Here is a 21986-nt window from a genome sequence, read left to right on the forward strand (position 1 = left end):
ACACTTAGCTGATTTACAGATGAAAAAAATATTAGATATTCTTTACTCTACCCGTTTAACTGCAGTACTATTTTTCGTATTTGCCATCGCTATGGGAGTAGCCACTTTTATAGAAAATGATTTTGGAACACAAACCTCTAAAGCGCTAGTTTATAACACTTGGTGGTTTGAATTGATTATGGGATTTTTTGTAATCAATTTTTTTGGAAACATTTTCAGATACCGTTTATACAGAAAAGAAAAGTGGGGGGTTTTACTTTTCCACGCTTCTTTTTTATTGATTTTAATTGGTGCGGGGGTTACTCGTTACATAAGCCATGAAGGAATTATGATTATTGATGAAGGAGAAACGACAAACACTTTTTTTTCTGACATCAATTACTTAAATGTTGTTGTTGATAATAACGAGTTTCAAAAAGAAACCAACAACAAACTACTTCTTTCTGCTTGGGGAAGTAATTCTGCTAAATTTACAGAAATTTTTCAACCTAAAAAAGATGGAAAGCAACACGAAATAACATTTAACTTGGTTGATTATATTCCGTGGTCTGAAAAGAAACTTGTTTTAGATGAAAACGGTGTTGAACATTTATTTTTAGTAGAAAGTTCTAGCGGAAGCAGACACGAACATTATATAAAAAGAGGAACCACTCAAAATATTCATAACATACTTGTTAGTTTCGATGTGCCTGAAAACAATGCTTCTGTTAATTTTTATTACGAAGGAGATAATTTAAAAATGGTCTCTAAAAATAATGGTGATTGGCTTAGAATGGCTGATCAAAAAAAAGGTCAGATTGTTAAAGATAGCGCACAACACTTTCAGTTCTTAACACTACATACCATAAAAGGATTGCAGTTTGTAATTCCGAAATCTCCTGAAAAAGGGATTATGAAAACGCTTGCTGGAGAAAAAGACAATAAAAAATATGATACTGTTATTTTTGACATCACTGCAAACGATGAAACCGAAAGAGTAGAATTTTATGGAGGTCAATTTAATGTTGACAATGTTGAAGAATTTAGCCTTGGCGATTTAAACTTTAGGGCTTGGTATGGTGCTAAAAAACGATACACGCCTTTTAAAGTGAAGTTAAATGACTTTCAATTAGAAAAATATCCTGGTTCAGAAAGTGCTGCTGCCTACGCAAGTGAAATTACGGTTATAGCTGAAGAAGAAACTTTTGATTTTAGAATTTTTATGAATAATATTTTAGATTACAAAGGGTATAAATTATTTCAATCTAGTTATAAAATTGATGGTGAACATGAACAAACACATTTATCTGTAAATCATGATTTCGTTGGTACTTGGATTACCTACATTGGATATTTCTTATTATTTTTCGGGTTAATCTGTATACTATTTATTAAAAACACACGCTTTGACGACTTAAAAAAATCATTAGAAAAAGTAAAAGTTAAAAAAGCAGGCTTATCTGTAATTCTATTATTGTTTTCACTTGGTGCTTTTAGTCAACATAATGCGCCACACAAACCAAAACAACTTTCAGAAGTACAAATAGACTCTATTTTAACGAGTAACAAAGCGAGCCTTGAACATACCACCAAATTCAGCTCATTAGTAATACAAGATGTTGGTGGTAGAATGAAGCCAGCCCACACTTTAGCTTCTGAACTGGTTAGAAAAGTAGCACATACCAATAACTTTAAAGGAATGAACCCGACACAAGTGTTGCTTTCTATTACTGAAATGCCGATGCTTTGGCTGAATGTTCCTTTTGTTTATTTAGAAAAAGGAAATACACAAATAAGAGAACTTTTGGGTGTAGCTAAAGATGCTAAATATGCTAGATTTATTGACTTTTACGACACTAAAGGAACTTCTAAAATAGGAAAATTAGTTACTGAGGCGCAAAAGAAAAATGTAAAAAACAAGTTTGAAACTGACCTTGTTAAAGTAGAACAAAGAGTTTGGTTATTATCACAAACTTTAGGTGGCGGTATGTTACGTATTTACCCAATACCGAATGATGACAATAATAAATGGGTGTCGCAACCAGAAACTTTAAATGCTGGTTTTAAAGGAACCGACTCGGTTTTTGTTCGTCAATCACTACCTGTTTACATGCAACTTTTACAAGTTTCAAGAAAATCGGGAGACTATACCGAAACAAATAAAGTTTTAGGTGGAATTAAAAAATTTCAGCAAAAATTCGGAAAAGAAGTATATCCATCAGAAGATAAAATTGAATTAGAGATTGCCTATAATCAATTCGATGTTTTTAATCGTTTGATTAAGTACTTCGGATTATCTAGTGTGCTTTTAATTATCTTTTTGATTACTCAAATTTTTTCAACTAAAAAATGGATAAATTCTGTAGTTAAAGTATTAATCGCTGTTATTATTGCTTTCTTTATTTTACATACTTTAGGATTGCTTTCTAGATGGTACATTAGCGGAAATGCTCCTTGGAGTAATGCATACGAGTCTATCGTATTTGTTGCTTGGGCAACCATGTTATTTGGATTGATACTTGGAAGAAAATCAACCTTAACAATTGCTGCGGCTACTTTTATAACTGCTATTACTTTGTTTTTTGCAAGTCAGAATTGGTTAGATCCAGAGATTGCAAATCTTCAACCTGTATTAAACTCTTGGTGGTTAAAAGTACATGTATCAATTATTGTAGCTAGTTACGGACCTTTTTCTTTAGGTATGATTTTAGGAATATTTAGTTTATTCTTAATGATTTTTACCAATGCAAAAAATAAGAAGAAAATAGATCTTCATATAAAAGAATTAACAATCATCAACGAAATGTCTATAACTGTTGGATTGGTGATGTTAACCATTGGTACTTTTTTAGGTGGAATGTGGGCGAACGAAAGCTGGGGACGTTATTGGGGATGGGATCCAAAAGAAACTTGGGCGTTGATCTCAATCATGGTATATGCGTTTGTTTTACACATGCGTTTAATTCCTGGATTAAGAGGTAGATATACTTTTAATTTATGGACGGTTATCGCTTTTGCATCAATAATGATGACTTACTTTGGTGTGAATTTCTATTTATCAGGTTTACATTCATATGCCAGTGGTGACAAGGTAATTACACCTACCTCAGTTTATTACTCTATTACTTTTGTTTTTATCCTTGGTTTATTCGCTTGGCTTAAATATAAAAAGTTTTATAAAAAATAAACACCTTATTATTTTAACATAAAAAATGTACTTTTACACGTTTATAAAAAGAAAAACATGTTCAATAAAAATATAAAATTAGGATTTGCAGGATTGATAACTTTATGGGCTATTTACGAGTTTGCTCAAGTTCATATAATGAATGGAATTTCGATACTTTTACTAGCAGGTATTTTCGTTTTCTTTTATTTTAAAAACGAATTTATACTACTTGCCTTCATGCAACTACGTAAACAGAATTTTGACGGCGCTAAAAAATGGTTAGATTACATTAAAAACCCATCTACCGCGTTAATTCAAAAACAAGAAGGTTACTATAATTATTTACATGGGATTATGTTAAGTCAAACCAACATAACACAAGCAGAAAAATTTTTAAAAAAGGCTGTTAAGTTAGGTTTAGGTATGGATCATGATTTAGCAATGGCAAAATTACAATTAGCAGGAATAGCAATGACGAAACGCAGAAAGCGTGAAGCTACTAATTTAATGACAGAGGCTAAAAAATTAGATAAGCACGGCATGTTAAAAGAACAAATGCAAATGATGAAACAACAAATGAAAAAAATATAATTTTTATTTCGTACTATAAATAAACAATTAATGCTAAAGATTTTTTTTTTAAAAGCTTTTGAAAAATATGCTTCTCGATGGATTGTTTTAATTGTAGATCTCATTTTAATATGTATCTCTTTTATTTTAGCATATGCTGTTCGGTTTAATGCTTCATTAGATTTTGACAAAAAAAGTTTATATTATCAAATTCCTTTTATAGGTATCATTGCTTTAATTAGTTTTCTTACGGTTGGATCTTATAAAGGTATTGTAAGACATACAGGAACTCGAGATGCTTTTAATGTCTTTACTGGAGTAACTTTACTCTCTACGATTACGATAAGTATTGTTTTGATTAACAATAGATTTTCTGTATTCCCTAACTTTACCATTCCTAAATCGATTGTGATTATTCATTATCTAATTTCTATTCTGGTTTTAGTTATTAGTCGATATATTTTTAAAGCTTTTTTTGAGATTATCTCAACAGAACTAAATACGATTACAAATGTCTTAATTTATGGTTCTGGAGACTCTGGATTAATAACTTATGGTGCTTTAAACAGGGATAGCAAGAATAAATATGAAATATTAGGCTTTATCGATGATGATGAAAAGAAAGCAGGTAAAAAAATTAACCGTATTAAAATATACAACAGTAAAACGTTAAATAAAGAGTTTATTAAGAGTAAAAACATTGATGAAATTATTATTTCTATACAAAATATAAAATCTGAAAAACTACTTTACCTTACTGATAATTTATTAGATTTAGGTGTTAAAGTTAAGATTGTACCACCGCTTGCTAAATGGATTGATGGCGATTTAGAAGCCAATCAAATTAAAACTATAAAAATAGAAGATCTACTAGACAGAAAACCAATTTCTATAGACAATCCAATAATTAAAAGAGATGTTAATAATAAGGTAATTTTAATTACTGGTGCTGCTGGATCTATTGGATCTGAAATCTCAAGGCAACTAAGTTCATATAATCATAAACACCTTGTATTAATTGACCAAGCTGAATCTGCTTTATATGACCTTCAGCAAGAACTGGTTCAAAAAAACAGACAAAATATCACTTCTATAGTTGCTGATGTAAGAGATAAAAAAAGGATGAGTCTAATCTTTGAGCAATACAAACCTGAAAAAGTATTTCATGCCGCCGCCTACAAGCATGTTCCTCTAATGGAAATGAGTCCTTACGAAGCTGTTAAGATAAACATTGGAGGCACCAAAAACATAGCAGACTTGGCTATAAAGCATAATGTAGAGCGTTTTGTTATGGTATCTACAGACAATGCTGTAAATCCGACAAATGTTATGGGAGCAACAAAAAGAGTTGCTGAGATGTACATTAGTTGCTTAAGCAATGCTACCGATCATGAAACTAAATTTACAATAACTCGCTTTGGAAATGTTTTAGGTTCAAACGGATCCGTTATTCCTCTTTTTAAAAAGCAAATTGAAAACGGAGGTCCTTTAACGGTTACTCACAAAGATATAACACGTTATTTCATGACTATCCCTGAAGCATGCTGTTTAGTCCTTGAAGCTGGTACTATGGGAAATGGTGGTGATATATATATCTTTGAAATGGGAAAATCTGTTAAAATATATGAAATCGCAAAAAGAATGATTCATTTATCTGGATTAAATTTCCCTGAAGATATCGGTATAAAAATAACAGGTTTAAGAGCTGGGGAAAAACTATATGAAGAACTTTTAGCTGATGGAGAAAATACTACTCCGACGTATCATGAAAAAATAATGATTGCTAAAAACCAAAAAATAGACGCTCACTTTATTATCGATAAAATCACTAATTTATGTATATCTAATCAAGAGCTTAATAATCAAAAGACAGTACAACTTGTAAAAGACATTGTTCCTGAATACAAGTCCAACAATTCTATTTATGAAAAGTTAGATAATACAACAAAAAAAATAACCATTTAATGATTTTAATTGCAGATGGAGGTTCAACAAAAACAGATTGGATTGCTCTTAATAAAAATGATAAAAAAGAGCTTTTTAGAGCTAAATCATTAGGCTTAAATCCTGCAGTTCTTTTAAAGAATCAATTATTACATCGAATCGAGAAAACGCCTGAATTAATTGCTATAAAATCGAAAGTACAAGAGATTTATTTTTACGGAGCAGGTTGTGGATCGCCACAATCTATTCAGATTTTAGAAGCCGTATTACAAATAGTTTTCCCTAATGCAAAAATCACTATTTCAGAAGATCTTTTAGGTGCTGTTTACGCAGCTACTGCTAATAAGCCTGCCATTGTTTGTATTTTAGGAACAGGGTCCAACAGTTGTTATTATAACGGAACCTCTATAAACAAAATTCATCCATCACTGGGATATACAATTATGGATGAAGCTAGTGGTAATTATTTTGGTAAACGATTATTAAGAGATTTCTACTATCAAAAAATGCCTAAAAACTTAGCTAAAATATTTGCTAATCAATTTAATCTTGAGATTGATTTCGTTAAAATCAACTTATATAAAACACCAAATCCAAATATGTATTTAGCTTCGTTTGCTGAATTTATGTTTGAATACAAAAATGATAAATACATAAAAAAACTAATAAAGAAAGGATTTCGTAAATATTTCAAATATCAAATATTGCCTTATAACAAAGAATCCTCAACACCTCTTTACTTCATAGGCTCTATTGCTTATTATTTTAGCCATTTTTTAGAAGAGGTAGCATTAAAAAATAATCTAATCATTACCGATATAATACAACGTCCTATTGATGATTTAGTCAAATTTCACCAAAAGAACACTTTTTAACAAAGTGAAACAATTCTCTCTAAAGCCATTCCCCTTGATCCTTTTATCAAAATAATGCTTTTTTTTACTGGATTATTTAATAGATGTTCTTTCAACTCCTCAAAATCTAAAAACTTAAGATAGTTTGTTTCTGTTTTATGGAAGTGCTCTCCAATAAAAAAGACTGAATCAAATTTAAATTCTGTAGCTAAATCTACTATATTTTGATGCTCTTTAACGCTGTAATCACCCAATTCAAACATATCACCAATGATAATAGTTTTATGTCTACTTTCAAGATCGTTAAAACTTTCTAAAGCGGCTTTCATACTCGTTGGATTTGCATTATACGCATCAAGAATAATCTTGTTATTATCCGTATCAATTACCTGAGATCGATTATCTGATGGAATAAAGTTTTCAATTGCTTCTTTTATTTTCTCTTTTGATACCTTAAAATAATGACCGATAGTGATCGCTGCAGCAATATTTGAAAAATTATAAGCACCAATTAAATTACTTTGTATTTCTAGTGAATCAAATGATAATTTAACAAACGGATTTGCATTTATATAAACAATAGACTCATTAAATAAAACAACAGTTGCTTTTGTAGTTTTAACTAATTGAATAGAATCTTCTGGATTAACAAAAACTTTTTTTTCATTACTAATTAAGAAATCATACAACTCCGATTTTGCCTTAACAACCCCTTCTAGAGAACCAAAACCTTCTAAATGTGCACTTCCAAAATTGGTTATATATCCAAAATCCGGATTTGATATCTCTGATAAACAAGCAATTTCATTAGGATGATTTGCCCCCATTTCAACAATACCAATTTCGGTTGCTGCCGTCATAGATAATAATGTTAGCGGCACACCAATATGATTATTCAAATTACCTATTGTTGCTGTTGTCTTATATTTTGATGATAATACAGCATTAATTAACTCTTTCGTTGTCGTTTTACCATTACTTCCTGTTAAAGAAATAATTGGAATCCCTAACATATCTCTGTGATATCTTGCTAATTCTTGGAGTGTTTTTAACACATCTTCAACTAAAATTATATTTTCTGAAGTTTTATATGCTACCTCATCAATAACTGAAAAATCAGCGCCTTTCGCTACGGCTTCTTCAGCAAATTTGTTTCCATTAAAATTTTCTCCTTTTAATGCAAAAAAAATGGTATTCTCTCTAATATTTCTAGTATCCGTATCAACTAAACCATGTTGAATATATAACTTATATAAATCTGCTATCTCCATGTTGTAAAAATAAAAAAACCTCATTGAATTTCAATGAGGTTTTTTATTGTATTATTTTGTTTATTTAGCTTTATCCGGAACAGCTCTTTTTCTTTTATTTAACATCATTGGCCCCATTTTGTCGGTAGCACATCTAAACCCTATGAAGTTAGTTGCCATATATTCTGGAAAGTACCTTCTTTGAGCAGGATCTAACCAATATTCTCTATCTGCCCATGAACCTCCTTTATAAACTCTAGATTTATCACTAACCAACGTAGTTCTTCTTTTAGAGTCGTACTTATAATTATCGATTGCATTCCCTAAAGAATCTCTTTCAGATTCTGGTTTTTGAGGTGAATTATACATTCTTGAAGCACTATCTAACTGATCTTTATCTAAACCATAATCTTTCGAAGAAGATTGATCTCCATCTCCTAAGCTTGAGTTATTTGCTAAGTTATAATTTCTTCTCATATAAGTATCTTCCTTTGTAATTGGAATATACTTAACACTTCCTGGTAAATCTTTAGGTACAATTCTTCCGTTTTCTAAAGTATCATATTCTATCTCCCCCATTTCATCGCCAACAATAACAACCTTACCGTTTTGATCTATTAACTTTTTTGTAAAAACATTTCCTCTGAAATAATTAAAATCATTTGCTTCAGAATCAATTATAGGGCGATACACATCCTCTACCCATTCAGCAACGTTACCTGACATGTCATACAAACCATAAGCATTTGGTGGATAACTCCTAGCTGCGTTAGGGATATCTGACCCATCACTACTCCAACCTGCAATACCACTATAATCCCCTTTACCTTGTTTAAAGTTAGCTAACTGATCTCCTCGCCTTCTCTTATCTCTATCACGTGTATATTTACCGTCCCAAGAATATTTTTTTCTTCCACGAATATTATTATACTCACGATTTTCGAAAACTGCTTTTGCAGCATATTCCCATTCTACCTCTGTTGGAAGTCTAAATTTCTGAGCTAAAATTCCATCCGAAGATGTAACTTGTCTACCTGAAAACTTATCTTTCTCGGGTTTTGGCTCTCCTTTTTTTCTTGGTAATGGAATTCCTTTTTTATAAATTGTTGAGTCTCCTTCAAACAACGCGTATGGATTTGTTAAATAAGTATCCGTATCAAAGTTATTTTTACCTCTAAAACTTAATGAATCTTCTTTAAAGATATTTTTAATAACACCTTTATCCATTAATATTTTTAAATTTACTGCGTTTGTACGCCATTTACAGTATTTATTAGCCTGTAACCAACTAACACCTACAACAGGGTACTCTGCGTAAGACGGATGTCTCAAATAACTTTCTGACAGTAAATTTGTATTTCCTAATCCTTTTCTCCACACCAAAGTATCTGGTAAGACAGAGTGATAAATATTCTTAAACTGTGGCTCTTCTGGAGGAAATATGTCTTTTGTATATTGCATAAACAAACCATATTCTGCATTTGTAACCTCAGTTTCATCCATATAAAAAGAACGAACGTGCATTTTCTTTGGTGTTGTATTCCAATCAAACATAACGTCATCTTGTACTAATCCCATCGTAAAACTACCTCCTTCAATATGCACCATTCCTGGAGGTACTTCTTTACCATTTTTATCTTCACCTTTTAAATAACCTCCATAATTAGGGTCATTAAAATTCCAACCAGTCAATGAAGATCTACTTGAACTACCACTTCTATTGCTCTTACAAGAAGAAACCAATAACACAGTGGCAATCAATAAACTAAATATTTTTAATGTGCTTTTCATGTATTTTCAACTATTTTAGGGGTGGCGCAATTTACAATATTTATAACTCCTTACAACTAATTTATTTATAAATTGAAGTATATAGTGTTGCTATTGCAAGATTACTAACGACCATTATTTAAGTTTAGTATTACGAATTTAAGAAAAAGATTAAATATGCACCATTAAAAATCATTATTTTATACAACACAATATTCAAATTTTTATATCGTTTAGAACTTATACTTTAAAAAAACATAAAACTTTAGCTTTTTTTTAAGAAAACTTTATATTTGCCCAACTAACAATCAAATTATTACATGAAAAAATTATCTTTTTTATTATTTTTTGTCTGTTTTGCCCTTCAAACCAAAGCACAACAAATTACAACAGCAACACCTTTTTTATTAATATCGTCTGACGCACGTGCTGGTGGTATGGGAGACGTTGGTGTCGCAACATCTGCTGATGCATTTTCTATTTTTCATAATCCTGCTAAAACAGTTTTCAATGAAAACAAAATAAGTATTGGTTTAAATTACACACCTTGGTTACGTAATTTAACTGATGATATTTTTGTTGGAAACGCATCTTATGTAAATAGATTTAAAGAAAATGCTGCTTGGGGAGTGGACATTAAATATTTCTCTCTTGGTCAAGTTCAATTAACAGATTTAGATGGTAATAGTCAAGGAACAATAAACCCGAATGAATTTGCTATTACAGGTATCTATTCTATGAAATTGAGTGAAAAATTCTCAATGGGTGTTGGATTTAAATACATCAACTCTAACCTAGACATTAACAGTAGTAGTATTAATGCGGTAAACTCAATAGCTTTTGATCTTTCTGGATATTATCAATCAGACGAGAAGAACTACGGAAATTTTAATGGTCGTTATCGCTTAGGATTTAATATCGCAAATATTGGTCCAAAAGTACAGTATACGAACGGAGGTTCTGAAAGCTTTATTCCAACTAATGCAAAATTAGGGGGTGGTTTCGATTTTATTTTAGATAGCAAAAACACGTTGGGTCTTAGTCTCGAATTCACAAAATTATTAGTTCCTTCTAGCGGAGCTGATTCCTCTAGGGGTTGGTTCGAAGGAATGTTTACTTCTTTAGGTGATAGAGATTTTAGTGAAGAGCTTAAAGAAACAACTTGGGCGTTAGGTGCCGAATATTCATATAATAACGCATTTGCTCTTAGAGCTGGATACTTTCATGAAAGTGAACAAAAAGGCCTGAGACAATTTTTAACTTTGGGTACTGGTTTTACAGCCAAAGCATTTAATTTAGATTTATCTTATTTAATAAACACATCATCAGTTAATAACCCGCTAGAAAACACTTTACGATTTTCTTTATCATTTGATTTAGGAGAAATTTACTAGGTTTATTAAATTGTAGATTTTTTTTAATAAATTCGTATCATAATACAAAAGCAGTCTAACAGGCTGCTTTTTTTGACCAACACTATTTCTTTATGGAAAAAATAGAATTAAAGACTTCTGCGACTCTTTTTAACAATGTATCGGAATTAGCTCAAGAAGATAAATTGCTTATGGATAAAGCTATTGAAGCGAGAGCTAAAGCTTACGCTCCTTACTCTAAATTTAGCGTAGGTGCTGCTTTCTTATTAGAAAACGGTGTAATTATTTTAGGTAACAACCAAGAAAATGCGGCATATCCATCAGGAATGTGCGCTGAGAGGGTTGGAATATGGAAAGTTGGCTCTGAATTTCCTGGAGTAAAAATTAAAAAATTAGCCATTACTGCTGCTTCAGAAAATTTAACAGTAGACAAACCTGTTGGGCCTTGTGGTGCATGCAGACAAACTTTATCTGAATACGAAATCAATCAAAAAGAACCAATAGAAATACTTTTTATGGGAGAAATTGGCAAGGTTGTAAAAACAACATCGTTACTTTCATTACTTCCTTTTTCTTTCGATAGCTCATATTTATAAACACACTCTAGAAATCACAAGCTCAAAAAAGATAACTCTTTTTTTTAAAATATTTAATTATAAAGCCATTTTTTAAGGATTCTACAATTCTTTTAAAATGGCTTTAAATTAATGCTTTAGTGTAATTTAAAATGCTTTATTTGTATCTACAATCCCTAATAATTTAGAATGACATCAGCAGTAATTACAGGTACAGGTTCATACATCCCCTCAATAAAAAAAGAAAATAATCAGTTTTTAGAAAGTTCATTTTTAAATGCTGATGGAACTTCTTTTAAAAACACGAACAGTGTAATTATTGAAAAATTTAAATCGATTACTGGTATTGAAGAACGTCGATATACTACGGATAATTATACGGCTTCTGACCTAGGATATTTTGCTGCGGAAAAAGCAATAGAAGATGCCAATTTAAATGCTGAAGAATTAGATTACATAATATTCGCTCATAATTTTGGGGATGTAAAAAAAGACGCTATCCAAAGTGATATACTTCCTAGTTTAGCTAGTCGTGTAAAACATTTACTCCAAATAAAAAATCCAAATTGTGTTGCATATGATATTTTATTCGGATGTCCGGGTTGGGTTGAAGGTGTCATTCAAGCACAAGCTTTTATAAAAGCAGGGGTTGCTAAGAAGTGTTTAGTTATTGGTGGAGAAACTTTATCGCGAGTTGTTGATAAGTACGATCGTGATTCTATGATTTATAGTGATGGCGCAGGCGCTTGTGTTGTTGAATTAAAAGAAGGTAGTGAAAGCGGAATCTTAAGTCATGCCTCACAAACTTTTACCAAAGAAGAAGCGTATTTTTTATTCTACGGAAACTCTTTTAATAAAAATTTAGATAAAGATGTTCGTTATATAAAAATGCACGGACGTAAAATTTACGAATTTGCATTAAATAACGTGCCTAAAGCAATGAAAACTGCGCTAGATAAAAGTGGAATTGAAATTGACGCAGTTAAAAAAATATTCATTCATCAAGCAAATGAAAAAATGGATGATGCAATTATCAAACGTTTTTATAGATTGTATAAAAAGCCAATTCCTGTAGGCATTATGCCGATGAGTATTCATAAACTAGGTAACAGCTCGGTGGCAACCGTACCTACTTTATTAGATTTAGTGCTAAAAGGGAATGTCGAAAATCAAGAAGTACAAAAAGGCGATGTAATAATACTTGCGTCTGTGGGTGCGGGAATGAATATAAACGCTGTCGTTTATCGTTATTAAAAAACTTCAAAAAATCTAAATTCAAATACTAAAAGTCTAAAATCTAAGTACTATTTTTGCATATGCAACAACACAACGTACTTATTTTAGATTTCGGATCGCAATACACACAACTTATTGCTCGCCGTGTTAGAGAATTAAACATTTACTGTGAAATTCACCCGTATAACAAAATTCCACAAAACTTAAACGACTTTAAAGCTGTAATCCTTTCTGGTAGTCCAAACTCTGTTCGTTCAGAAACGGCTTTACATCCTGATTTATCAGAAATTAGAGGGAAAAAACCAGTATTAGCTGTTTGTTATGGAGCGCAATATTTAGCCCACTTTTCTGGCGGATTAGTAGCACCATCAAACACAAGAGAATATGGTAGAGCAAACTTATCGTTTGTAAAAGAAGGAGAAGAATTCTTTTCAAATATCTCTGAAGGAAGTCAGGTTTGGATGAGTCATTCAGATACTATCAAAAACTTACCAACAAACGGAATATTATTAGCAAGCACTCACGATGTAGAAAATGCTGCTTATAAAATTGAAGGAGAAACCACCTATGCAATTCAATTTCACCCAGAAGTATATCATTCTACTGATGGTAAACAATTATTACAAAATTTTTTAGTTAATATAGCTGAAGTAGCACAAACTTGGACACCAGATTCATTTGTAGATGAAACAGTTGCTGATATACAAGCAAAAGTTGGAACAGACAAAGTTGTTTTAGGTTTATCTGGAGGTGTAGATTCTACCGTAGCAGCCGTATTATTACACAAAGCTATCGGAAGTAATTTACACTGTATATTTGTTAACAACGGATTATTACGTAAAAATGAATATACTGATGTTTTAAAACAATACGAAGGTATGGGCTTAAACGTAAAAGGAGTAGATGCTTCGGCACGTTTCTTGAATGAGCTTGCTGGCTTAAGTGACCCAGAAGAAAAACGTAAAGCTATTGGTAAAGTTTTTATTGATGTTTTTGATGATGAAGCAAATCAGATTGATGATGCAAAATGGTTGGCACAAGGAACAATTTATCCTGATGTGATTGAGTCTGTTTCTGTAAACGGTGGCCCATCAGCAACCATTAAAAGTCATCATAACGTAGGTGGTTTACCTGATTTTATGAAACTTAAAATTGTAGAGCCTTTACGAATGATTTTTAAAGATGAAGTTCGTCGTGTAGGAGCTTCTATGGGAATTGATAAAGACTTATTAGGTCGTCATCCTTTTCCTGGCCCTGGATTAGCTATTCGTATTTTAGGTGATATTACCGAAGAAAAAGTACGTATTTTACAAGAAGTAGATGCTGTTTTTATCAACGGATTAAAAGAAGATGGTTTGTATAATAAAGTATGGCAAGCAGGCGCAATTTTATTACCAGTAAACTCAGTTGGAGTAATGGGAGATGAAAGAACGTACGAAAAAGTAGTTGCCTTACGTGCTGTAGAAAGTACCGATGGTATGACTGCCGATTGGGTAAATTTACCGTACGAATTTTTACAAAAAACATCGAATAAAATTATAAACAATGTAAAAGGTGTTAACAGAGTTGTGTACGACATTAGCTCTAAACCACCTGCTACAATTGAGTGGGAATAAAATTCTAAAGAAAAAAATAAATGAAAAAGTTACAGTTTTTACTCTTAGTTTGTATTTTAACATTTGCCGTTTCTTGTGGTCAACAGAAAAGGTATGTGTCCTACAAAACTCAAGAAGGTGAAACAATGCGTGATATTGCTAGTCGTCTTAATATGAAAACAAAGGATTTATTACGTTTAAATCCTGATGTTGATAGACGGCCAGATGCTAATACCGTAATTGTTATTCCAAACCCTGAATTAAACAAAGAAAAATCAACAAAAGTAATAGATACTGTTATTGATGATACTGAAAATGAAAATTTAGAAGATAGCAACGAAACATCTGGAGAAGAAAATGCTTCAGATGTTTTTCAACAAACAATATATGAATACGAAAATCATACTGTAAAAGCAGGAGAAACTGTTTATCGAATTACTAAGAAATATGAGATTACTAAAGATGATTTAATTAAATGGAATCCTGAATTCCCAGGAATCGAACGCAATATTTTAAGTATCGGTCAAGTATTAAAAGTTAAGTCAATTGAAAAAACAATAACAATTGATAGAAAAGAGGTTTTAAAAAGCTTTTTAACACACATCGTTAAAAGTAAAGAAACAGTGTATAGTTTAACTCGTTTTTATAACATTTCAAAAGAAAATTTAGTTCGTTTGAATCCAGAATATCCTGGAATTATAAATAACGAATTATCAATTAACCAGTTGTTAAAAATAAAACCAATTGAAGAGGTGAATCCGAATGAAAACTTTCTTTTTTACAAAGACAGTATTCAAGAAGATGTAGCTATTAATTTAGCTATTCTACTTCCCTTTAAAGCTGAAGAATATAAAACAATTTCTTCTAAACATATTTTTAGTAAAGACAAAAACAGTTCTGCTCCATTAGCAAACATGGTTCTCGATTTTTACACTGGTGCTGAAATAGCTATCGATTCAATAAGAAAACAAGGCATACACGTGAATCCAACTATTTTTGATACCGGAAACAGAGGCAATAACATTACTACAATTTTAGCAGAAGATAAACTGAATAATACAGATGTTGTTATTGGCCCATTTTATTCTGATAAAGCTGAAATAGTTGCTAAAAAAATTAATGCACCTGTTGTGTTTCCTCATTTCTCGAATAACCAACATGAATTTTCAGCAAAAAAACTTATTAAATCAGCTCCTGATAAAAATAATTATACCGATTATTTAATTTCTCATTTAAAAGACAATTATAAAGGTGAACAAATATTTGTTGTAGGTGATGGTAAAATACCATCTAATAATAAAATCGTTAAAATTGTTAATCAATTAAAAAGACACGATTCTATTAAAAATATTCATGTTTTAAAACCTGAAAAAGGATACATAAAACGAAAGTTATTTACAGATAAAATGACCGCTAAAAGACATAATTGGGTTATCATTACTTCTAACGACAATGTAACAATTGCAGATGTTTTAAATAGTATGATTGGTGTTCCTGATGAAGTAACTGTTCAGGTTTTTGCTATTGAAAAGAGAGATTCTTACGATAAAATAGACAACAATAAGTTAGCAAGCGTAAATTTTACTTACGTTTCTAGTTCTTTTGAAGACAACACTTCTAATGAAGCAAAAGTATTTAACCAAAAGTATTACGCAAAAAACAATACCACTCCTTCTAGCTATGCTATTAAAGGTTTTGATATTACTTATGATGTTTTAATGCGATTGGCTTCTGGTAAAAATTTAATGAATACTTTTAAAGAAGGAGTATCACTTCGATTAGAAAATAAATTTGATTATCGTAAAAGAGCTTTTGGTACAACAAGTAACAAAGGACTCTTTATCATTAAATATAATAAAGATTTAAGTTTAACTAGACTTAAATAAAAACAAAAATGGTATGTCATTAACCTAATTTTAGTGACGTACCTTTTTTAATTATTTATACATTTCTTCATAATACTTTTGATAGTCTCCACTTGTAACATTATCTACCCATTCTTGGTTTTCTAAATACCATTTTACTGTTTTTTCTATCCCTTCTTCAAACTGCAATGATGGTTGCCAACCTAATTCATTCTTTAATTTAGAAGAATCAATTGCGTACCTAAAATCATGACCTGCTCTATCAGCTACGAAAGTTAACAGCTTTTCAGAAGCTCCAGCATCTCTACCTAAATAAGCGTCAACAGTTTTAATTAATACTTTTATTAAATCTATATTTTTCCATTCATTAAATCCTCCTATATTATATGTATCCCCTAGTTTTCCTTTGTGAAAAATTACATCTATAGCGCGCGCATGATCATTTACAAACAACCAATCTCTCACGTTTTCCCCTTTTCCGTATACAGGTAAAGGCTTATTATTACAGATATTATTTATAAATAACGGAATTAATTTTTCTGGAAATTGAAACGATCCATAGTTATTAGAACAATTAGAAATTACAATTGGCAAACCATAAGTATCATAAAAAGTTCTTACAAAATGATCTGAAGACGCTTTTGAAGCTGCGTATGGAGAATGAGGGTCGTAAGCTGTGGTTTCTGTAAAAAAACCTTCATCACCTAAACTTCCATATACCTCATCTGTAGAAACGTGATAAAACATTTTATCCTTATAATTTCCCTTCCAGGTATTTTTGGCTGCTTGTAACAAACTTAAAGTTCCCATTACATTTGTTTGCGCAAAAGAAAAAGGATCTTTTATAGATCTATCTACATGAGATTCTGCTGCTAAATGAATAACACTATCTATGTTGTATTTTATAAATATTTCTTCCATTAAGTTATGGTCACAAATATCAGCCCTTACAAACGTATAATTAGGTTTCCCATCAAGATCTTTTAAATTCTCTAAGTTACCAGCATATGTTAATTTATCTAAATTAATAATATTATAATTCGGATAATTATTAACAAATAACCGCACTACATGAGAACCTATAAAACCAGCACCTCCTGTTATTAGTATGCTTTTCATTTTATCCTTTTTGTAATTCGTTAATACATTCTTTTAAAGAATCTCTCCAATATGGAATTTCAACATTAAAGTCCTTCTTAATTCTTGATTTATTCATCACTGAATATTGGGGTCTTTTTACCGTTGTTGGATACTCGTTTGTTGTTATTGGGTGAACATTACAATCTGTTTTAGACATTGTCATAATTGCTTTTGCAAAATCATACCACGATGCTACTCCTTCATTAGAATAATGATAAATCTTATTTTTTTTATCAATTTTTTCTTCTTTTACAAGTACATCTATACAGGTCTTAGCCAAATTTTTTGCATATGTAGGTGTTCCTATTTGATCAAAAACAACATTTAAATTCTCTTTTTCCTTTCCTAAACGAAGCATTGTTTTAACAAAATTATTACCATAACTAGAATACAACCAAGATGTTCTTATTATTATCGCTTCAATAGATAAATTTAATAAGGCTTCTTCTCCTGCCAATTTCGTTTTTCCATAAACCCCTTCTGGATTAACCTCATTATTTTCGGTGTAAGGAATAAAACTTTCTCCACTAAAAACGTAATCAGTAGAAATATGAATCAGTTTTCCTCCGTTTTGTTCAATTGCTTTACCTAAATTAAAAACTCCAGTAACATTAATTTGTGTTGCTTTTTTTATTTCTTTTTCGGCAGTATCTACAGCTGTGTATGCAGCACAATTAATAATCGCTGTTATTTTATTTGATTGAATATATTCATTTACATCATCAAAATTACTTACATCTAAACTTTTTGAGCCTTCGAAAAAAAAGTAAAGTTGAGGATAATTAGAGGACAATTCTCTAATTTCTGAACCTAATTGACCATTTGCTCCTGTAACTAATATGTTCATGATTAATATTTAAATGGACTTTTAAAATCTTTTAAATACTCCAACTTGGTATCTTTATCTGATAAATGTATTTCTGCTGATTCAATTTTCCAATCAATATTTAATTCTTGATCGTCCCATTTTATTCCACAATCATGTTCTGGAGCATACTTATTATCTACTTTATAAGCAAAAATTGCAGTTGCTGACAACACTACGAAACCGTGCGCAAAACCTCTAGGTATAAATAACTGTTTCTTATTTTCTTCTGATAACTCAATAGCTACGTGCTTTCCATAATTCGGTGAGCCAATTCTTATATCAACAGCAACATCCATAATCCTACCCTTAATACAACGCACTAATTTTGCCTGAGCAAATGGTGGTTTTTGAAAATGCAGGCCTCTTAAAACACCTCTTGTAGACATGGATTCATTGTCTTGTACAAAAGTGGTGATTTTAATATTCTCATTAAATTGTTGCTGATTGAATGATTCTAGAAAATAACCTCTTTCATCTTTAAAAACTCGAGGCTCAATAGTTACAATGTCTTGAATTTCAGTTTTGGTAAAAATCATTAGAATTATTTTAATAACGAATCAAATTTACTAATAATAAATGGAGTACAGGTTTCTTTTAAAAATGAAAAAGAGCTCAACGCTAAAGTAAACTTAGTATTGAAATTGATCAGATTCCTGCCTTTGTAAGAATGAGATTTTTTGATGATGCATTGCTCAAATAAATGCAACCTGTCATTGTTTTAACAATACCGTACTTCACGTCAACCTGAGCTTATTTCAGGTTCGCATTACTACAATTAGATCTTGGATGCAATGCTGAAATAAATTCAGCATGACGCTACTACACTATTGAGTTATGAATTTAAACGAATATGTTATTACTCTTTTACTAGGTTCAATAAATATTGTCCGTAACCATTCTTACGCAATGGCTCAGCTAGCTTCCTTACCTGTGCCTTAGCAATATAGCCCATATATAAAGCAATTTCTTCTAAACAAGCGACCTTTAATCCTTGGCGTTTTTCTATAGTTTCAATAAACTGACTGGCTTCTAATAAGGAATCGTGTGTACCGGTATCTAGCCAAGCAAAACCACGTCCCATAAGCTGAACTTTTAGCGCGTCATTTTCTAAATAATGTTGATTCACCGAAGTAATTTCCAACTCTCCTCTTTCTGATGGCTGTACTTTTTTAGCGATATCAATAACATTGTTCGGGTAAAAATACAAGCCTACCACCGCATAGTTCGACTTCGGATGCTTCGGTTTTTCTATGATCGACAACGCATTTCCGTTTTCATCAAAATCTACCACGCCGTAACGTTGTGCATCTTTTACATAATAACCAAAAACAGTTGCTTTTTTCGCATTGGCAACAGCCTCTTTTGCTGACTGTAACATTTCTGGCAATCCGTGACCATAAAAAATATTATCGCCTAAAATTAAACAAACAGCATCATTCCCTATAAATTCTTCACCTATAATAAACGCTTGCGCTAATCCATCTGGCGAAGGTTGTTCAGCATAATTTAATTGTATACCTAAGTCTTTCCCATCCCCTAACAACTTCTCGAAATTCGGTAAATCTTCAGGGGTAGAAATAATTAGAATTTCTTTAATACCTGCCAACATCAATACCGACAACGGATAATAAATCATCGGTTTATCATAAACAGGGAGTAGTTGTTTTGAGACTCCTTTTGTTATCGGATATAAGCGAGTTCCTGAACCGCCTGCTAGTATAATTCCTTTCATAGGGCTATTATAACATTTCCTAATTATTTTTTTTCTTGCCATTTCCACGCAGAAAGCAATCCTTCTTCAAGCGTTTTTTCGGCTGTCCACCCTAAAATTTCGTTTGCTTTTGTAGTATCTGCATAGGCTGTAGTGATATCCCCTTCTCTTCGTGAAACAATTTTGTAGTTTACTTGTTTATTAGTTACTTGTTCAAAAGAATTAATAACCTCCATCACAGAAGTTCCTTTACCCATACCAATATTAAATACTTCGTACTTTAAGTTACTTTTGTTTTTAAGCAAACGTTGTAATGCAGTAACATGGGCTTTAGCCAAATCTACCACATGTATATAATCTCTAACAGCTGTTCCGTCCTTTGTAGGATAGTCATCACCGAAAACTGCCAATTCTTTTCGAATACCGGCTGCTGTTTGTGTTACAAAAGGAATAAGGTTTTGAGGGATACCGATTGGTAATTCTCCTATTTTTATAGATTCGTGTGCGCCTATTGGATTAAAATAACGTAATGCAATAGCTCTAATATCATATGCCTTAGAGCATTCTTCTATTATTTCTTCACCAACTTTTTTGGTGTTACCATATGGCGATTCTGCTTTTTTTACCGGTGCATTTTCTGTAATTGGCAACTCATCTGCCTGACCATATACCGTGCATGACGAACTGAATATAAAGTTATTTACTTTTGATGCCTTCATTTCTTGCAATAAATACACTAAGCTATTTATATTATTTTCATAATACTTTAAAGGATCAGTTACACTCTCGCCAACAGCTTTAGATGCGGCAAAATGTATTACACCATCAACTGTATTTTGTAAAAAGAAGTTTGCTACGTCTTTTTTATTTCGTAAATCTATTTGAAAAAATACTGGTTTAACACCTGTAATTTCAGTGATTTGGTCCACTACTTCTATTTTACTATTAGATAAATTATCTATAATTAAAACTTCGTATCCTGATTTTTGCAAGTCTACTACAACATGCGAACCTATAAAACCCAAACCACCAGTTACTAAAATGTTTTTCATAGTCTTCTGCTCTTTTTTAAAAACAAAAGTACTATTTTAATTACTATTCATCGTGAAAACAATCTGAACAGTCTTAAATAGTATTTTAACATCCAATTTCCATGAGTACTTTTTTATATAATATAAGTCATACTCTAACTTCTTTAAATTTTCTTCGGGTGTAGCTTTCGGCATATGTATTTGCGCCCAGCCAGACACCCCTGGTCTTATCATATGTCTTAAATTGAAAAAAGGATTCTCTTTACTATACTCTTCTACATATTTAGGCTGTTCTGGCCTTGGGCCTATTAAACTCATATGCCCCATAAGAATATTATAAAACTGAGGTAATTCATCTATTTTAGACAATCTTAAGAATTTACCAACCGGGGTAATTCGGTTATCATTTTTAACAGTAAATCCACCTTCATTATTTTCCATAGTACGTATTTTGTATATTTTAAACTCTTTACCTTCTCTACCGATGCGTATTTGTGAGTAAAACATATTTCCTTTTGAGCTTATTTTTGTTAAAAAACACCCTAAAATAGTTAATGGTAAAACAAGTGGTAACACTGTTAAGGAAAACAAAGTATCAAAACCTCTTTTAAAAAATGTAAATCTTCTTTTCCTGTTAAGACTAAATATTTCATCTGAAAAATATTGATTATCTTGAATTTTTATAATTGGAATTCTTTTATTCACACATTCATAAAAATTTTCTGAATCATATATTTCAATACCCAACAAACGCAAATTAACTAATTCATTAACTTCTTTATTAGATAATTGGTTTAATTGTGTTTTCTCAAAAACAACAACTTTTATGTTACTTTCTTTTATATAACAAGTAATTGCTTTGTCTTGTAAATTTAAATCTTTATGAAAAACAACTTCATACTTATCAGATATTTTACCACTCGTCAATAGCTTATCTAATGATTTATTTAAGTTTACAAATAAACATTTTTCTTTTTTAATCATCACCACGCTTCTTACAATTTCATTTTGCTTCAAGGTAATCATATTCATTTTATTTCTTTTCTAGCTTTTTTG

The 21986-nt window shown here is 31.2% G+C and carries 17 protein-coding genes; 9 read left to right on the forward strand and 8 right to left on the reverse strand.

Going from position 1 to position 21986, the window contains the following annotated elements:
- The first annotated feature begins 19 nt into the window (after positions 1-19).
- Genes N2251_RS11530 through N2251_RS11545 form a run of 4 tightly spaced genes read left to right on the forward strand, consistent with a single transcriptional unit; the run spans position 20 to position 6537 of the window.
- Positions 20-3166 (forward strand): cytochrome c biogenesis protein CcsA, encoded by a 3147-nt coding sequence (locus N2251_RS11530; protein ID WP_260586843.1) that lies wholly within the window; start codon positions 20-22, stop codon positions 3164-3166.
- 57 nt (positions 3167-3223) lie between these two features.
- On the forward strand, positions 3224-3739 hold the full coding sequence (locus N2251_RS11535) for a DUF2892 domain-containing protein (RefSeq protein ID WP_260586844.1): 516 nt from the start codon (positions 3224-3226) through the stop codon (positions 3737-3739).
- 30 nt (positions 3740-3769) lie between these two features.
- Entirely contained in the window at positions 3770-5683 is a 1914-nt protein-coding gene (locus tag N2251_RS11540; protein ID WP_260586845.1) for a polysaccharide biosynthesis protein, read from the forward strand.
- Positions 5683-6537 (forward strand): N-acetylglucosamine kinase, encoded by an 855-nt coding sequence (locus N2251_RS11545; protein ID WP_260586846.1) that lies wholly within the window; start codon positions 5683-5685, stop codon positions 6535-6537. The genes N2251_RS11540 and N2251_RS11545 overlap by 1 nt, the downstream gene beginning before the upstream one ends.
- On the opposite strand, the gene N2251_RS11550 is transcribed toward N2251_RS11545, so the two are convergent.
- Positions 6534-7787: a UDP-N-acetylmuramoyl-tripeptide--D-alanyl-D-alanine ligase gene (locus tag N2251_RS11550; protein ID WP_260586847.1), complete on the reverse strand. Its 1254-nt coding sequence runs from the start codon at positions 7785-7787 to the stop codon at positions 6534-6536. The two genes, N2251_RS11545 and N2251_RS11550, sit on opposite strands and share 4 nt — an antisense overlap.
- Before the next feature lie 60 nt (positions 7788-7847).
- Complete coding sequence (gene gldJ / locus N2251_RS11555) at positions 7848-9557, reverse strand: gliding motility lipoprotein GldJ (protein WP_260586848.1); 1710 nt, start codon at positions 9555-9557, stop codon at positions 7848-7850.
- 299 nt (positions 9558-9856) lie between these two features.
- Between gldJ and porV the strand changes: the two genes are divergently transcribed.
- The 5 genes from porV (at position 9857) to N2251_RS11580 (ending at position 16201) form a co-directional block, all read left to right on the forward strand.
- Complete coding sequence (gene porV, locus N2251_RS11560; protein WP_260586849.1) at positions 9857-10930, forward strand: type IX secretion system outer membrane channel protein PorV; 1074 nt, start codon at positions 9857-9859, stop codon at positions 10928-10930.
- Positions 10931-11022: 92 nt separating this feature from the next.
- Positions 11023-11505 carry a cytidine deaminase gene (cdd, locus tag N2251_RS11565; RefSeq protein WP_260586850.1) on the forward strand — a complete coding sequence of 161 codons (483 nt, stop codon included), beginning with the start codon at positions 11023-11025 and terminating at the stop codon, positions 11503-11505.
- Between the two features lie 168 nt (positions 11506-11673).
- Positions 11674-12738 (forward strand): 3-oxoacyl-ACP synthase III family protein, encoded by a 1065-nt coding sequence (locus tag N2251_RS11570; protein ID WP_260586851.1) that lies wholly within the window; start codon positions 11674-11676, stop codon positions 12736-12738.
- A 62-nt stretch (positions 12739-12800) separates the two neighbouring features.
- Positions 12801-14336, forward strand: a complete 1536-nt coding sequence (gene guaA, locus N2251_RS11575; RefSeq protein ID WP_260586852.1) for a glutamine-hydrolyzing GMP synthase — start codon at positions 12801-12803, stop codon at positions 14334-14336.
- 20 nt (positions 14337-14356) lie between these two features.
- Positions 14357-16201, forward strand: coding sequence for a LysM peptidoglycan-binding domain-containing protein (locus N2251_RS11580; RefSeq protein ID WP_260586853.1), 1845 nt, complete (start codon positions 14357-14359; stop codon positions 16199-16201).
- A gap of 51 nt (positions 16202-16252) precedes the next feature.
- On the opposite strand, the gene rfbB is transcribed toward N2251_RS11580, so the two are convergent.
- The 6 genes from rfbB to N2251_RS11610 form a co-directional block, all read right to left on the reverse strand.
- A complete protein-coding gene (gene rfbB / locus N2251_RS11585) occupies positions 16253-17299 on the reverse strand; it encodes a dTDP-glucose 4,6-dehydratase (RefSeq protein ID WP_260586854.1) in 1047 nt (348 codons plus the stop codon).
- A gap of 1 nt (position 17300) precedes the next feature.
- The gene (rfbD, locus tag N2251_RS11590; RefSeq protein ID WP_260586856.1) at positions 17301-18167 is read right to left on the reverse strand and encodes a dTDP-4-dehydrorhamnose reductase; all 867 of its coding nucleotides are present in this window, start codon (positions 18165-18167) and stop codon (positions 17301-17303) included.
- 2 nt (positions 18168-18169) lie between these two features.
- A complete protein-coding gene (gene rfbC, locus N2251_RS11595; RefSeq protein WP_260586857.1) occupies positions 18170-18724 on the reverse strand; it encodes a dTDP-4-dehydrorhamnose 3,5-epimerase in 555 nt (184 codons plus the stop codon).
- Between the two features lie 320 nt (positions 18725-19044).
- Positions 19045-19920 (reverse strand): glucose-1-phosphate thymidylyltransferase RfbA, encoded by an 876-nt coding sequence (rfbA, locus tag N2251_RS11600; protein WP_260586858.1) that lies wholly within the window; start codon positions 19918-19920, stop codon positions 19045-19047.
- 23 nt (positions 19921-19943) lie between these two features.
- Entirely contained in the window at positions 19944-20951 is a 1008-nt protein-coding gene (gene galE, locus N2251_RS11605) for a UDP-glucose 4-epimerase GalE (RefSeq protein ID WP_260586859.1), read from the reverse strand.
- Positions 20952-20987: 36 nt separating this feature from the next.
- Entirely contained in the window at positions 20988-21962 is a 975-nt protein-coding gene (locus N2251_RS11610; protein ID WP_260586860.1) for a sugar transferase, read from the reverse strand.
- Positions 21963-21986: the final 24 nt, after the last annotated feature.

It is taken from the genome of Tenacibaculum haliotis, from assembly GCF_025215075.1.
Taxonomy (GTDB): Bacteria; Bacteroidota; Bacteroidia; order Flavobacteriales; family Flavobacteriaceae; genus Polaribacter; species Polaribacter haliotis_B.

Excerpts from the sequence above, each read along its gene's own strand:
- guaA (WP_260586852.1), top strand. The coding sequence starts at position 12,801 with ATGCAACAACACAACGTACTTATTTTAGATTTCGGATCGCAATACACA.
- N2251_RS11580 (WP_260586853.1), top strand. The coding sequence starts at position 14,357 with ATGAAAAAGTTACAGTTTTTACTCTTAGTTTGTATTTTAACATTTGCC.
- N2251_RS11530 (WP_260586843.1), top strand. The coding sequence starts at position 20 with ATGAAAAAAATATTAGATATTCTTTACTCTACCCGTTTAACTGCAGTA.
- rfbD (WP_260586856.1), bottom strand. The coding sequence starts at position 18,167 with ATGAACATATTAGTTACAGGAGCAAATGGTCAATTAGGTTCAGAAATT.
- porV (WP_260586849.1), top strand. The coding sequence starts at position 9,857 with ATGAAAAAATTATCTTTTTTATTATTTTTTGTCTGTTTTGCCCTTCAA.
- N2251_RS11550 (WP_260586847.1), bottom strand. The coding sequence starts at position 7,787 with ATGGAGATAGCAGATTTATATAAGTTATATATTCAACATGGTTTAGTT.
- N2251_RS11545 (WP_260586846.1), top strand. The coding sequence starts at position 5,683 with ATGATTTTAATTGCAGATGGAGGTTCAACAAAAACAGATTGGATTGCT.
- N2251_RS11540 (WP_260586845.1), top strand. The coding sequence starts at position 3,770 with ATGCTAAAGATTTTTTTTTTAAAAGCTTTTGAAAAATATGCTTCTCGA.
- N2251_RS11535 (WP_260586844.1), top strand. The coding sequence starts at position 3,224 with ATGTTCAATAAAAATATAAAATTAGGATTTGCAGGATTGATAACTTTA.
- galE (WP_260586859.1), bottom strand. The coding sequence starts at position 20,951 with ATGAAAAACATTTTAGTAACTGGTGGTTTGGGTTTTATAGGTTCGCAT.
- rfbB (WP_260586854.1), bottom strand. The coding sequence starts at position 17,299 with ATGAAAAGCATACTAATAACAGGAGGTGCTGGTTTTATAGGTTCTCAT.
- rfbC (WP_260586857.1), bottom strand. The coding sequence starts at position 18,724 with ATGATTTTTACCAAAACTGAAATTCAAGACATTGTAACTATTGAGCCT.
- cdd (WP_260586850.1), top strand. The coding sequence starts at position 11,023 with ATGGAAAAAATAGAATTAAAGACTTCTGCGACTCTTTTTAACAATGTA.
- gldJ (WP_260586848.1), bottom strand. The coding sequence starts at position 9,557 with ATGAAAAGCACATTAAAAATATTTAGTTTATTGATTGCCACTGTGTTA.
- N2251_RS11610 (WP_260586860.1), bottom strand. The coding sequence starts at position 21,962 with ATGAATATGATTACCTTGAAGCAAAATGAAATTGTAAGAAGCGTGGTG.
- rfbA (WP_260586858.1), bottom strand. The coding sequence starts at position 19,920 with ATGAAAGGAATTATACTAGCAGGCGGTTCAGGAACTCGCTTATATCCG.
- N2251_RS11570 (WP_260586851.1), top strand. The coding sequence starts at position 11,674 with ATGACATCAGCAGTAATTACAGGTACAGGTTCATACATCCCCTCAATA.